Here is a 14,122-nt window from a genome sequence, read left to right as displayed (position 1 = left end):
CTCGGTCATACCGGCAGGCGAAGTTGAATGCGCCGGGAGAACGGGCAGATCTCGATATAGGAGCCGGCGACCCGCCAGCCGGTTTTTTCGCTCACCCGGATCGAACTCTTGTGGCTGTGCCAGATGCGGCTGTACAGGCGGGTGAAGCCCCGCTGCGACATCAGGTAGGCCGTCTGCCTTTTCAGCAGGGCCGCATACCCCTGCCCGCGATGCTGGGGCAGGGTGTACAGCCCGGTCGATTTCGCCGCCCCCTCGGGAAGTCTCCAGCTGCGCCCCTGGCGCTCGGCCTCGTAACGCGCGCCCCACCAGTACCATTGCACTGCCACGAGTTCACCGTCGCGAAAAAGGCCGAACCCCTGGGCCCCTTCGCCTCCGAACTCCCGACGCTGGAGCAGCCCTTCATCCACCACGCCGTCCAGGTCCTCGGGGGTGATCGGCTCGACCCGGATACCTTCGGGCAGTTCGGCCGCGGGTTGCGGGAGGTCGATATAAAAGACCTTCCAGTACTGGTAATCGCCCAGCCCCAGGTGCAGGGCCTCCTTTAAAAGGCTGCGCGGACTATAAACATTGACGGTGGCCACACGCTTCCCCCATTGCAGACTTCGCTGACGACAGCGACTGCCGAGCAAGACCTTCCTGAGTTCCGGCGCACGTAGTGTCGCAAGCGTGGTTGGCAGATTGATTTCAAATCAACTGCCTATAAAGGCGGTGTCGGCTACGTGCCCATGTGTCGCCAGAAAGCGATCCTGAATCATCGTATCCCTAGCATATATCGCGTTGTTGCAACTGTCGGTACGGTTTTTTTGGTACGCGACAGGCCTTTTCGCGCCGTTTTGAACTGCTAATCTGAAACGTCCGGATTCGGCCTTTTGCAGGAATGGCGTGGTTGCTCGTTCAGACCTGGAAAACGGGATTCTCTTGCGCCAGCGGGAGCAAGTGCGTTCAGGCGTTTACTTTTAGTCGTGGAGTCCATCGTGGGTAAAGTCTCGGGGTTATTGGCATCCGCGCTTTATCGCTCTAATCACATCGTGCGGCACTTCTGCCGCTCAGATGTGTGGGGCCAGTTTCAGGCGGCCGCCAACCACTACGGTTCCTCGACACCGGCCATCGCCTGGAAGGCGCTTCGGCTGTACGGCGCCGGTCGATTTCTGCCGGGTGAGTCGTTGTGCCGGGGTCTGCTGGACCCGCGGCTTCCGATGAACGAGCACCTGGCCCACGTCAGTGAGGAGCGCCTGCACGGGCTCCAGCATGCGGTGAACTCGCCGCATGCGGCGATGTGTCGCGACAAGCTCATGTTCCACGACTTCTGTCGCAGCCATGACCTCCCTGTGGCCGACCTGCTCGGGGTCGTTTCGCGTCATGGTTCGCGTGACGCCGACGGAGAGCCGCTCTCAACGCCCGCGCAATGGGAGGCCTTTGTGCGGCGGCTACCCGCAGCATTTCTGGCCAAGCCCAGACACGGGCGCCAGGGACACGGGATCGTCGCGCTGCGGCTGGATTCACGGGAGGAGGCCGGACTGCCCGAGTTCGCGAAGGAGGTCGCCGGTCTGGCCGATGATGGCGAGGATCGCATCCTCGAGCAGCGCCTGCGCAGCCATGATCGTGTCGCTGAACTAACCGGAACCCGGTCCATATCGGCATTGAGGCTGTTCACCCGGGTCAGCCCGGAAGGGGAGCCGGAGGTGCTGGACTGTCACTTCCGCCTGATTGTCGGCGATTCGGTCACCGATAACATCAGTGACCCGTGCACCGGACGTTTTACGGCCAACGTGGTGGCCCTGCCACAGCTCGAAGATGGGCGGCTGGGCACGGCCTGGGCGTTCAACGCCAATGGTCTGGGCTATGACTGGGTCACCCACCATCCGACCACGGGTGCCTTGATCGAAGGATTCGAGGTCCCGTTCTGGGTGGAGGCCCTGCAGCTGGTCAAGGCCGCGGCAAGGGACCTCCTGCCGATCCGGACCGCCGGCTGGGACGTGGCCCTGACCCCGAACGGCCCAGTCCTGATCGAGGTGAACGAGCGTTTTCAGCACGTCGGGTTTGGCGATGGCATTCAGCGTATCCGGCAGGCCCTGCTGGCGGACAAACGCTATCTGGAAACCGGCGGCCTCTCGTGCCCTCCTTCGTCTTCGCAGCTGCATTAGCCGCCATGCCCTCGCTGTCAGCTCATTGCGCGGATCGGCGAAAAGGCCTCCAGGTCCACCGGGATCCCTTGGGGAGCATACGATGGCGTTCGTAGAGGTTATCGGTCGCCAGTGCCTGGGGCAGGCTTCCCATCATCTGGAGTTCGACTGGGTCGCCGGAGGCCCGACACTCGTCGCGGGCTGGTCATTCGACGGGGCGAGTCTCTCCGTTTCGGCGGATCGGCTCGGGTTCATCCCGCTGTTCTATGCCCGCGAGGGCCGTCGCCTGATTGTGGCCGATTCCCTGCAGGAGGTCGCGGCGCGCTTGTCGGCGCCCACTTTTGACGACGAAGCCATCGCGGTCTTCATGGCCCTGGGCTATCTGGTGGGTGATCAGACTCCGCTGGCGGGCGTGAAAGTCCTGATGCCGGGAGAGACCCTGCTGTGGCGCGAGGGTGTGCTCTCCGGCGAGCGTTCCGCCATCCCCCTGATGGCCGCTTTTCCCGGAGATCCGCACGAGGCGCGGACACGGTTCGCGGAACTCTTTGCGCGGGCCATCGAACGACGCGCCGCTGGAGGCGTGGGGCGCCTGCCTTTGTCCGGCGGCCGCGACTCGCGCCATATCTGCCTGGAACTGGCACGCCAGGGCACCCCCCCGCCCCGAACGCTCGTCCTGCAGGCGAAGAGTGGGGACGAGACTGGTGCGGCGCAGGCGGTGTCCCGGCACCTGGACATCGAGTGTCAGGTGATCGAGATGTCCCAGGATCGCGTCGCCGCAGAATGGCAAAAGAATCGCCTGAACCACTACTCCACGGATGAAAACAGCTGGTATCTCGAGCTGCTGCCCTATCTGGACGGCCCGGTCTTCGATGGCCTGGCCGGCGATATCCTGAGCAATGGCAACTATTTCGACGCGCGCATGGCCGAGTGTCTGGATGCCGGCGACCTCGCAGGCGCGACCAATCGCTTGCTGGCGGGGGGCAGCTATACCGCGTTCCTGAAGCGCCCGTTTCAGGAGCGCTGGGGCATACAGATCGCCCGTGAGGCGATCAACCGCGAGCTGTCCGCGCACGCCGGTGCGCCCGACCCGGTCAAGTCGTTCCTGTTCTGGAGCCGGATCCGCCGCGAGATCGCCCTGCTGCCGATCGCCATGGCCGGCCAGCAGCACGCGGTATGCCTGCCCTATCAGGATCCCGACGTGCTGGCGTTTCTGCTGAGCCTGCCGTGGCAGTCGTTTGCGATGCGCGCGTTCCATGACGAGGTGATCAAGAGTCACTATCCCCACGCCGCGCACATCCCGTACAGCCAGAAGCCCACGGAGCCGCGCCCACGCGCGGAGTGGACGCGTATCAGCCGCAGTGCGGCCCACCTGGCGCGGCCATTGTTCAATGTGTTCACTCGTCCCGAGCGTGTGGTCGGCTACACCCTCGAGGCCCTGCGCACAGGGCGTACCCGTCCGCTCTCGCCGACCTTCGTCAAGGTGATGCCGCTACTCCAGGCGGTTCAGGAGCTGGGGGTCGACCCTCACCGCCACCAGGCGGCTGCCCACCCAACCGGAAAGGCTGCCTGATGCGCCGGCTCGCGCGTCGAAGCACCGTCTGGTTGCCGGCCATCCTCGCGCTGGCGCTTGCGACCAGCCAGGCAGCGGCCAGTGACAGCGCGTTGGGGCGGATGGCGGCGAGCCTGCAGCCGGGGGAACTGGCCCCCCTCGATGCCGGTTTGCCCGAGGGGTTCCAGCGCTATCACGACTTTCTGCGTGCCTACTCGATCGATCCGGATACCTGGAACGATAGCGCCCACTGGGATGCCGAGCGGCGCCAGCTCTTCATGTATGGCGACCGTGGATCGCGGCCGGTATTCATTGCCTACCGCGAAGACGGCCATGAGTGGCAGCACCTGTCCGCCGAGGGCCCACCCCCCTTCGCGCATGTCTATGGCGGGGTGGCACTCGATCCCGAGCGGGGGCATTACTACAAGATCAGCGCCGGCCGCTCGCAGCGCACCCTGCATCGCTATTCCATTGCGGAGGATCGCTGGGAACTCGCGACTCGCAGTTTCCCCGGTCCCGGTGGCGGCTGGGAGCATACCGACCCAATCGAGTGGCATGACGCCCTGGACCAGCTGATCTACCTCCGTGAGGGTCAGGTCTATGGCCTCCGCGATGGCCGCTGGGTCGAACACGGCAAGGTCGCGGTGGACGGCTATCACTCCTCCGCCCAGTACAACCGCGTGCGCGACGAGATGCTGTTCATCGGTGGCAACAAGTCCCGCAACAAGGTCTCCCTGCTCGATGGCAACGGCCACGTGCGCGACCTCGGCGACGCCCCGTTCGTGTTCGGGATCATGAACGAGAGCCTGACCTACGATCCGCAAACGGGGAACTATCTGGTGCTGCGGGCCGGGCGGGTGCGCGAGTTGTGGGAGCTCGACCCGGACAAGGACGAATGGCGCAAGGCGGCCGACTGGAGCGGCCAGCGCTGGCCGTTTGATCGCTATGGCGGGATCGTGCCGGTGCCGATCGACGACTTCGGGGTGATCCTCTGGCTCAACCAGGCCGGCCCGCTGCTGCACCGGCATCAATCGGCGTTCGGTCAGGAGCGGGCGGCCGCCGTCCCGCCACCACGGGCCGAATCACACGCGGCGTTCCTGCAGGTTTCGGCATCGCAGCCCGCGCCGGAGCGACGTTCAAAGCTGTACGACATCGCCGAGACCCTGGAACCGGGCGAGTTCCGCCGCGTGGAGACCCAGCTGCCGGACGGAGTCCCGGACATGGCGCGCATGAACAACACCCAGTGGCATGACCCGGACAAGCGCGGCACCTTCGGGGTGGGGTGGACCGACCGCCACATCTTCGATCCGGAGACCGGGCGGTTGTTCAATATCCTGATGCGCGACAATTCCGTCCGCTCGGTGACCTGGCTGGAGCCGGATCTGACCTGGGCCGGCGTCGTGGCCCCGCCGGGGCTCGATTATGACGGGGGCGAGCGGCGCCCGTACAACCGCCTGATGGATGGCGGTGATGGCTACCTGTACTTCTCGCCGAGCGAGCCGCGGCGTTCCGATATCGGCCGCCTGGTGCGCGCCCCGTATACCGACCCGACGGCCTGGGAGGAGGTCGGCCTGGGTGCCGGCCAGGGCAATGCGCATGCAGTCGGCGATCACTCGACCGTGTGGCATCCCGATATCGAGAAATTCGTCCTCTATACGCTGGGCTCCGCCAGCTACGACCTTATACCGGGTGACGGCATCGAGGCCCACACGATGGGGCAGGTCCGTGTCTGGGGGCATGGCGATCGGGCGTGGACCTATCCCCGGAATCACCCGGATTACCGGGGCCCCGAGGGCCGTACCCAGTCCTCCGGGTATGGCGGGACCACGCTCTACAACCCGGTCCACCGCGAGGTGCTGATCTACGGGGGCATGACCCAGTACGGCGGCAACCACCGCCGCGGCGCCGAGGCCACGGCCACCATCGATCGCGAGGGCCGGTTCCAGCGGCACGGGGCCTCCGGACAGGCCTATGTTGCCGGCGGCAGCCGGCTGACCTATCACCCGAAAACCGGGGACTACATCCTGCTGCAGAACAATGCGCGGCAGATGTACATCGGCGACCCGCCGCGCGGGAAGCCCTGGCGGCTTATGCACAACTGGCAGCAGGTGGATTTTGCCGATCGCCCGTTTGACCGCTACGAGAACTGGCATCGCGTCACCCCACTGCCCGGGACGGATGTGCTGATCTGGTCCGACCTGCGCCGCGGGATCATCCTGCAGCGCTTGCCCGAAGGCGACTAGGAGACGCGGATTGAATCCCGCGTCTCCCTCACGTTCCGGGGGCGGGTATTCAGTCGCTCCAGCCAAGCGTCAGTCGGTGGGCATAGGGGCCCGGGGGCAGCGGTTTCGGCGGTAGTGCGCAGCCCAGGCCGGGGATGGTCGAGGGCAGGGGGATCTGGACGATCGAGCGTCCGGATGCGGGAAAGAGCACTTCGGTCCACTGACCGGTCACCGGATCCTGCTGCTGAAAGCGCCGCACACTCGGGCCGTTGTCGACCACCAGCGCATGGCCGCCCGGGTTCAGGTAGTGGACCGGGACCTCGCCTCGGCATTCCAGCGCGACCTCCTGGCGCAGTGTGGGCCCGGCGGGGTCCAGCCAGAACGTGATGCGGCCGAACAGGACGGACGAGCGCGGGCGCCGCAGGGCCTCCCCGCGTCCGACGGCCCCGCCGAACCAGCGCCAGTCCAGCGCGGCCAGGCCGCGCCTCCAGAGGGTGCGGGCCGCTGCCCGAAGTACGGGGACCGCGTGGCCATCTTCCAGCCGTACCCGTACGGTGGCCCCCGGCGTATCCACCGTCACCGAGCGAAAATCGGCCAGCGCCCAGAGTTGGTCGCCGATCCGAAACAAAGGTACCCAGCCGGCCAGGGCGGGGTTGCGCAGCAGCGCTTCGGCCTCGACCCGTACCGCCGGCGGGCACAGGATCCGGTCGCGGTGGCGAATGTGAAAGGGCTGACCACCGGCATAGCGCAGCTCGGCCACGTCGCGGCTGAACGCCTGTTGCGCTTGCCCGCGGGTGCTGATCAGGGCACACAGGTCCGGCCCGGCCCGGGCGCACAGTACGCCCGCCTGCAGATCCTGCTGGCAGGCGCCGGTCCGCCCTCCTGCCCATTGAAGATCCTCGACGATCTCCGGCGTCCCCTCGCGGCGCCGCCGGTCGCCGGCCCATGCCAGGACCGCAGCGGCCCAGGCGTTGTAGACCGACAGGTGCATGTAGTTGTCCCATCCCGCGGGACGGTTCCCGGGTGTGGAGGCACGATCCGCGGGCGTCAGACCCAGCAGACCGTCGCCTCTGCGTTGCCGCTCCCATCGCGCCAGCACGCCACGCAGCATCTGCCCGGCCGGGGCGTCCGTCTGCTGTGCCCCGGCCAGCCCGAGCAGATCCAGGCTGCCCACCAGGCAGGCGTCGCCGAACAGGGAGTGGGTGCTGCGGCCAAGACCTCCCGCGTACTCTCCGCCGTCCCAGGTCAGCGCGACCCAGCCATATAGGCGCTGGGTGAGCGTTGCCAGCGCGGGCGTGGGTGCGTAACACAGCGCAATCGAGGCGATCAGCAAAGCCTTGTGGTGGTACGCCATCGGGGTGGCCACGCCCCGTGGCCCCGGGCGGGCCGGATAGTCGATAAAACCGCCGCTGGCGGTCGTCCAGCGTTCCAGCAATGCGGCCAGCCGAGCCGCCGCATGGTCGCGTGGGCGGCCGGGCCGGGCCTCAACCAGACGGCAAAGCTGGGCCAGCAGGGTCCAGTTATTCGACGGATAGTGTCGACTCGGATGGCACCGTTGCAGCGCCTCGTCGAGCATCGTTTCCAGTGCGGGCGTGACAGGTTGTACCCCCGCGATGACCCGTTCCCGCAACAACAGCAGCAACAGGCGGTTGAACGGTGCGTGCCCGGCGTGGCGGCCACAGCGCGTGAGCCAGGCCCGCAATGGCCAGCCCCACTGTTCCATCTCGGGGCCACCCTGCAGGTACAGCGCCAGGGTCGCACTGGTCTGGCCGTAATGGTCCGCGGGGCTCGGCGCCTGCTCGATGGGGTCCCAGAGCCCGGTGTCCGGTCGCACATGGGCTGCGACCGCCTGGGCAAGGCGCTCGGCCCACGGCTGGAGCGTGGAGGCGCCCAAGGTGACGACCTTACCCATGAGCGTGCGTGTACATGAATCCGTGTTTCCCTAGCGCGAGATGCCGGGCGCCCCGGCGGCGCTGTCGGGCTCGGCGCGCGTCGAAAACGCATTCGCCTGGACTGGTGCGGACACGGGCGCCTCGGCCACGCGGGGTGCTTCTTCCAGTTCGCGGCGCATGATGACAGCCAGGGCGATGAACGCGAACAGCAGGTTGAAGTAGATCACGTCGAGGAAGGCCCCGGCAGCCAGGTAGCCGAGCAACCCCACCTGGATGGCCCAGGCGTATTCCGCCAGCCAGATCTGCCCCGTCTCGAGTCGGGCTCGCTTGCGGATCCGGTTCAGCGAAAAGAACGTGAACCCGACCAGCAGCAGGAAGGTGGCGAGTCCACCAAAGCCATGTTCGCCCATCAGGCCGAAATAGATGCTGTGCGGCGACAGTACGTGGCGCCAGTCCCCCTCGAAATTCGCGTAGCCGACCCACCAGTCATAGCCGAGGTGGTGGTTGCGAAAGCCCATCCCGGTAAGCGGTCGCTCGGTGGCCATGTTCCAGTTCACGCCCCACGCCTGGATGCGCTGCATGGCGGAACGGTCTTCCTCGTAGGTCTCGATCGTGCCCCAGCGATCCAGAAGACGATCCGGCGCGGTCACTCCAATCACCCCGAAGACCAGCACGCCGGCCATCACCATCGCCAGCTTGTGGCGCATGTGCCAGAACAGGAACGGCGCGACCACCAGGATCCCCAGCAGGGCCCCGCGGGAATAGGTCGCGAGGATCGCGATGGCAGTCAGCCAGAACACGCCGTATACGCCCCAGCTGATCGGCCGGTAGAAGCGCTCCAGGCCCGGGATCTCGAGATCCACCCAGCGCTCGCGGAACAGCCGCGCGCTGATCAGGATCAGCGGCAGCACCATCACCATTGCCAGTCCGATGTACGTGTTCCCGGACAGATAGGAGCCCGGAGGGCCCAGCACCATGTACTGCCCGCCCGTGGACAGCGTGAACAGGCCGCCCTTGAACCCGAAAAATGCGATGGAGAATGTAATAACTAATAACAGCCAGACGATGCGAAGCTGACCGAATATCAGCATGGGTGTGATAAATGTAATCAAGAGGATCTTAAAAACGTGCTGCCAGAAGTCCCATGCACCGCTGGAATTTACCGCAAAATACGAAGTCATGGTGATGTAGCCGAGAAACACCCATAACATCACCATCTCGCGCGTCATCGGCATCGGCCGTCGATCCTTGGCCAGAAACAGCGCGGCCAGCGTTGTCATGCCAATGACGGCGGCTACGGGGAAGCTGCGCATGAACGACCAGGTGAGGCCATGCGGGGCCATCAGGCCGACCCAGAACCAGGCGGGGATGCCGACCCAGGGCCTTGCCAGGATCACCGGGATCAACACCATTATTATAAAAAACAGCAGGTAGTCGCGCATCGCAGAGAATTCCGCTATACAGCAGTACGTGCGTGTCGATTCGAGTTTCGACACATGAAAACGGCGATAGTGTTCGGCCCACTCGAAGAGTAGCCTATTTACCGAACGAGTGGGTATGGGGTTGTAAAAGATTCGTACTCGGCTGCGTGCCGAATCCACCTTGACGGAGTCCGTTCTGATCATGCGTCACACCACCCTGCTGCACGAAGGCGTTTTGCACAGCGCCGAGCGAAACCCAATGGCCTCGGCCATCACCCATCGGGGGGTCACGCAGTCATACGAGGCGGCCGCCAGCGACATCGAGAACGCAGCCCGACGGCTGCTCGCCACCGGGCTTCAGCGACAGGACCGGGTTGCGGTGTATCTGGACAAATGTCCGGAGGCGGTCCATGCGATGTTCGGGGCCTCGCGGGCGGGAGGGGTGATGGTCCCCGTCAACCCGCTGCTGAAGGCCTCGCAGGTCGCGCACATCCTTCAGGACTGCCGGGTGCGAATCCTGGTCACGTCCGCAGTGCGCTATGCCGCGCTGCGCGATGCCCTGGCGCAATGCCCGGAACTGGACACCATCCTGTTCGTGGACACACCGCCTGACGCCGAAACATCGGGCGGGCCGCGGCTCGAGGCCTGGCAGTCGGCGGCGGATTTCGGGCTGGGCAGGCCGGCCCATCGGGTCATCGACACGGACATGGCGGCGATCCTCTACACCTCCGGCAGCACCGGGCGACCCAAGGGCGTGGTGCTGTCGCACCGCAACCTGGTGGCCGGAGCGCAAAGCGTCGCGCACTATCTGCACAATCGTGCGGAGGACCGCATCCTCTGCGTGCTGCCGTTCAGCTTCGATTACGGCTTCAGTCAGTTGACCACCGCGTTCCTGACCGGGGCCCATGCCACCCTGCTCAATTACCTCCTGCCCCGCGACGTTCTGAAGGCGGTGAGCCAGGGCGGGATCACCGGGCTGGCGGCGGTGCCACCGCTGTGGATCCAGCTGGCCGAGATGGAGTGGCCGGAGGCCGCGCGGCGATCCCTGCGCTACATCACGAACTCGGGCGGCGCGATGCCCCTGAAGACCCTGAAGCGCCTGCGGGCGCACCTGCCGCGCACCCAGGTCTATCTGATGTACGGCCTCACGGAGGCCTTCCGTTCGACCTATCTGCCGCCCGAGGAGGTCGATCGTCGCCCCGACTCCATGGGGCGGGCCATACCCAATGCCGAGGTCATGGTCGTGCGCGAGGACGGCAGCCGCTGCGCCCCCGGAGAGCCCGGGGAACTGGTCCATCGCGGGGCCCTGGTCGCGATGGGCTACTGGAACGATGCCGCGCGCACGGCCCAGCGCTTCCGTCTCGCGCCGGGACAACCCGAAGGCCTGCCGGGCCAGGAGATGGCCGTGTGGTCCGGGGACACGGTGCGGATGGACGAGGACGGATATCTGTACTTCGTCGGCCGGCGCGACGAGATGATCAAGACCTCGGGGTACCGGGTGAGCCCGGTGGAGATCGAGGAGGTCGCCTATGCCACGGGGCTGGTGACCGAGGGGGCGGCGCTGGGTATCGCGCATCCGCAGCTGGGCCAGGCGGTCGTCCTGGTCGCGCTGCCCGCCGAACCCTCGGTGACCCATGACCAGCTGATGGCGCTGCTGCGCGAGCGCTTGCCGGCCTTCATGGTACCCAGCCACCTGGAGCTGCGGTCGCAGTCCCTGCCCCGCAATGGCAATGGCAAGATTGACCGCAAGGCGCTGGCGGCCGAGTTCGAGGGCCTGTTCCAGGCGGTCGCCCTGTCATGAACCGGGAGGTATCCATGACGTCCGCCCCCCGTCATGCGGCGATGGCGGCCTTCGAGGTGCGCGACCACTCGCTGCTGATCGGCGGGATCCCCCTGACCGAGATCGCCCGCCGCGCGGGCCGGACCCCGTTCTATGTCTATGACCGACAGGTCATGACGCGCCGCGTCCAGGCCCTGCGCCAGGCCCTGCCCCGGGACCTGTCGATCCACTACGCGATCAAGGCGAACCCGATGCCGGCGGTCGTGGGGCATATGGCCTCGCTGGTCGATGGCCTGGATGTCGCTTCCGGGCGCGAACTGCAGATTGCCCTGGACGCCGGGGTGTCCGCGGCCGATATCAGCTTCGCCGGGCCGGGCAAGTCCCCGGCCGAGCTGGAGATGGCGGTAGCCGCGGGGATCACCATCCACCTCGAGTCCGATACCGAACTGACGCGGGTCGCGGCGATCGCCGAACGTACCGGCAGGACGCCCTGCGTCGCGGTGCGCGTGAACCCCGACTTCGAGCTGAAGACCTCGGGCATGAAGATGAGTGGCGGCCCCAAGGTATTCGGCGTGGATGCCGAGTGCGTGCCCGAGATGCTGGGGCGCATTGGCGAGCTGGGGCTGCACTTTCGCGGGTTTCACATCTTTGCCGGCTCGCAGAATCTGCGCGCCGAGTCGCTGGTGGAGGCCCAGGGCCTGACCCTCGACCTGGCATTGCGCCTGGCCGACCATGCCCCGGGGCCGGTGGAGACGCTGAACATCGGGGGCGGTTTCGGGATCCCCTATTTCCCGGGCGATCAACCGCTGACCCTGGGCCCCATCGCCGAGCAGCTCGAGAAACGCCTGCCGGAGGTTCGCGCGCGGATGCCGCAGGCCGAGATCATCCTCGAGCTGGGCCGCTATCTGGTGGGGGAAGCGGGCGTTTACGTCGCCGAGATACTGGACCGCAAGGTCTCGCGCGGCCGGGTATTCCTCGTCACCAATGGAGGGCTTCATCATCACCTGGCGGCCTCGGGCAACTTTGGTCAGGTGATCCGCAAGAACTACCCGGTCGCCATCGGCAACCGCATGGGAGAGGCCGACACCGAAGTCGTGGACGTCGTCGGGCCGCTGTGCACCCCGCTGGACGTCCTGGGTCAGCAGATGGAACTGCCCCGCGCGGAGATTGGCGATCTGGTGGTGGTCTTCCAGTCCGGGGCCTATGGCTACACGGCCAGCCCCAGGGGTTTCCTCAGCCACCCGGAGCCGGCGGAGATCCTCGTCTGACGCGAGGGGTCCGCTGTCAGGCGTGCCCGGCCGCCAGCTGCTGGAAGTGCGTGCTGCCGTCGACCAGCATCTCCCAGCGGCCCTGGTCGACCAGACGCCCGCTATCGAGCACGTAGATCTGATCGCAGGGTTTGACGGTGCTCAGCCGGTGCGCGACCAGGATGATCGTCTTGTCGCCGCTCAGGTTGTGAATGGCGTCCATCACGGCGCGTTCGGTGGCGTTGTCCAGGGCGCTGGTGGCCTCGTCGAAGAACAGCACCGCCGGGTCGCGGTAGAGGGCCCGGGCAATGCCGATGCGCTGACGCTGTCCGCCGGACAGGCGGGTCCCGCGTTCCCCGATCAGGGTGTCGTAGCCGTGCGGGAGGTCGTTCATCACGAAGTCGTGCAGGTTGGCTAGGCGCGCGGCCCGCTCCACCGCGGCATGATCGATCTCGGCCTCCGGTACGCCCAGGGCGATATTGGCGGCGACACTCTGGTCGGCCAGGAAGATGTGCTGCGGGACATAGCCGAGTGCCGCCTGCCACTGCCGCACGTTCGCTGCGGTGAGTGGCTGCCCGTCGACCAGAATCGCTCCCTCGTCGGGTTCCAGCAGCCCGAGCAGGACGTCCACCAGTGTGCTCTTGCCGGCCCCGGACGAGCCCACCAGCCCGATGGTCGTGCGGGCCGGGATCTCCAGCGAGAGGTGATCCAGCGCAACGCGGTCATGCTGGGGGTAGCGATAGGTCACGCCCTCGACCCGAATGGCCTGCTGCGGCGCCAGTGCAGCAGAGGCCTCGCCGCGCGGGGGCAAGACGTCGCCGCCGCGATCACCCAGATCCTTCAGGATGTTGTCGACCGCCGCAAAATTGAAGCGCAGGGCGGCCACGTTCTGGAAGATCTTCTGGAAGGCGGGAATCAGTTGCTTGCCCGCCAGCGCATACAGGCCGAGCAGGGGGAGGGCCTGGGCGAGCCCCCCGTCGCCGGCCATCAGGTACAGCACGAGCAGCAGTACACCACCAAAGGCGATCGCCTCGATCGCGTACTGCGGGGTGTCCTGCAGGAGCACCGCGTTCGCCTGGTGCCGGGCGTAGCGCCTGGACGGGTGGCGGTAGCGTTCCAGGTAGTCGCGCTCGCGTCCTAGCAGGCGGATCTCCTTGGCGCCCGCGAAGGCCTCGGCCGCCGCCGTGAAGCGCTCGCGGTTGGCCTCCACCCGGTCCTGCCCGATCCGGTTCAGCCAGATCCGGGCCACGATGTAGATGGCCGCATAGACGCTGCCCAGACCCAGGGCCACGATGAGCGCGAGCCACGGCTCGACCAGGATGAGCAGGGCGATGATCGAGACCGCCAGCAGACCCTGGCTGACCAGGCGCATGGCCGGCATCACCGCGCCACTGATCGCGTGCGTGGTCTCCTGCAGGATCGTCTTGGCCAGGTCGCCCGAATTGCGGTGCAGGAAGAAGGTGTAGGGCCGTCGCAGATAGTCGGCCATCAGGCGGCGCGACAGTTCGTACTGCTGCATGTGGGAGAAGCGCGTGATCGACCACTGCGTCAGCGCCTGCAGCAGCGTCCCGAGCATGAACATTACAAACGCGGCTACCCCCAGAAAGTAGAGAAACTCTCCGGTCGACTCGAAACCGAGGGTGTTGTACGCCTCGTTTAACAGCGCGTGGCCGTGAACCATGTCCGGATCGGACAGCACCGCGAGAAACGGCATCACCGAGGCGACGCCCACGGTCTGCATGAACGCCGCGACGATCATCAGGATCACCAGCAGCCCGACCTTGCGGCGATCCCGGGGGTGCAAAAGGGCGTTCAACTTGCGCAAGGTTCTGAACATGTAATCAACCGGTTTTCAGCATCGGGACCCCTATGACGTATAGCGTTTTTT

Annotated in this window: 9 protein-coding genes; 5 read left to right on the top strand and 4 right to left on the bottom strand. The window is 66.3% G+C overall.

The genetic code is table 11. The annotated features are described in order from the left end of the window. Nucleotides 1–5: 5 nt before the first annotated feature. Nucleotides 6–581 (bottom strand): GNAT family N-acetyltransferase, encoded by a 576-nt coding sequence (locus tag F466_RS0101740; protein WP_018175027.1) that lies wholly within the window; start codon nt 579–581, stop codon nt 6–8. Between the two features lie 447 nt (nt 582–1,028). On the opposite strand from F466_RS0101740, the gene F466_RS0101735 reads away from it, so the two are divergent. The 3 genes from F466_RS0101735 to F466_RS0101725 all read left to right on the top strand — a co-directional run bounded on the left by F466_RS0101735 (nt 1,029) and on the right by F466_RS0101725 (nt 5,915). After that, on the top strand, nt 1,029–2,144 hold the full coding sequence (locus F466_RS0101735) for a sugar-transfer associated ATP-grasp domain-containing protein (protein WP_026296393.1): 1,116 nt from the start codon (nt 1,029–1,031) through the stop codon (nt 2,142–2,144). Between the two features lie 82 nt (nt 2,145–2,226). Beyond that, nucleotides 2,227–3,693: an asparagine synthase-related protein gene (locus F466_RS0101730; protein ID WP_018175025.1), complete on the top strand. Its 1,467-nt coding sequence runs from the start codon at nt 2,227–2,229 to the stop codon at nt 3,691–3,693. Beyond that, nucleotides 3,693–5,915 carry a hypothetical protein gene (locus F466_RS0101725; RefSeq protein ID WP_018993315.1) on the top strand — a complete coding sequence of 741 codons (2,223 nt, stop codon included), beginning with the start codon at nt 3,693–3,695 and terminating at the stop codon, nt 5,913–5,915. Before F466_RS0101730 ends, F466_RS0101725 begins: the two co-directional genes overlap by 1 nt. Nucleotides 5,916–5,964: 49 nt before the next feature. Here F466_RS0101725 and F466_RS0101720 read toward each other — a convergent pair whose 3' ends face one another. Together F466_RS0101720 and F466_RS0101715 are read right to left on the bottom strand one after the other, a co-directional pair. Further along, entirely contained in the window at nt 5,965–7,806 is a 1,842-nt protein-coding gene (locus tag F466_RS0101720) for a hypothetical protein (RefSeq protein WP_018993314.1), read from the bottom strand. A gap of 30 nt (nt 7,807–7,836) precedes the next feature. Beyond that, nucleotides 7,837–9,228: a putative O-glycosylation ligase, exosortase A system-associated gene (locus tag F466_RS0101715; protein WP_018993313.1), complete on the bottom strand. Its 1,392-nt coding sequence runs from the start codon at nt 9,226–9,228 to the stop codon at nt 7,837–7,839. Between the two features lie 181 nt (nt 9,229–9,409). Between F466_RS0101715 and F466_RS0101710 the strand changes: the two genes are divergently transcribed. Both F466_RS0101710 and F466_RS0101705 read left to right on the top strand, forming a co-directional pair. Next, nucleotides 9,410–11,008 carry an acyl-CoA ligase (AMP-forming), exosortase A system-associated gene (locus F466_RS0101710; RefSeq protein ID WP_018994403.1) on the top strand — a complete coding sequence of 533 codons (1,599 nt, stop codon included), beginning with the start codon at nt 9,410–9,412 and terminating at the stop codon, nt 11,006–11,008. A 41-nt stretch (nt 11,009–11,049) separates the two neighbouring features. After that, entirely contained in the window at nt 11,050–12,255 is a 1,206-nt protein-coding gene (locus tag F466_RS0101705) for a pyridoxal-dependent decarboxylase, exosortase A system-associated (RefSeq protein ID WP_038082525.1), read from the top strand. Between the two features lie 16 nt (nt 12,256–12,271). Here the strand turns inward: F466_RS0101705 and F466_RS0101700 are convergent, their stop codons facing one another. Then, nucleotides 12,272–14,071, bottom strand: a complete 1,800-nt coding sequence (locus tag F466_RS0101700) for an ABC transporter ATP-binding protein (protein ID WP_018139518.1) — start codon at nt 14,069–14,071, stop codon at nt 12,272–12,274. Between the last annotated feature and the right edge of the window lie 51 nt (nt 14,072–14,122).

The organism is Thioalkalivibrio sp. ALgr1, assembly GCF_000378285.1.
Classification (GTDB): Bacteria; Pseudomonadota; Gammaproteobacteria; order Ectothiorhodospirales; family Ectothiorhodospiraceae; genus Thioalkalivibrio.
The sequence above is the reverse complement of the archived record's forward strand: the minus strand, read 5'-3'. Positions and strand labels throughout refer to the sequence as shown.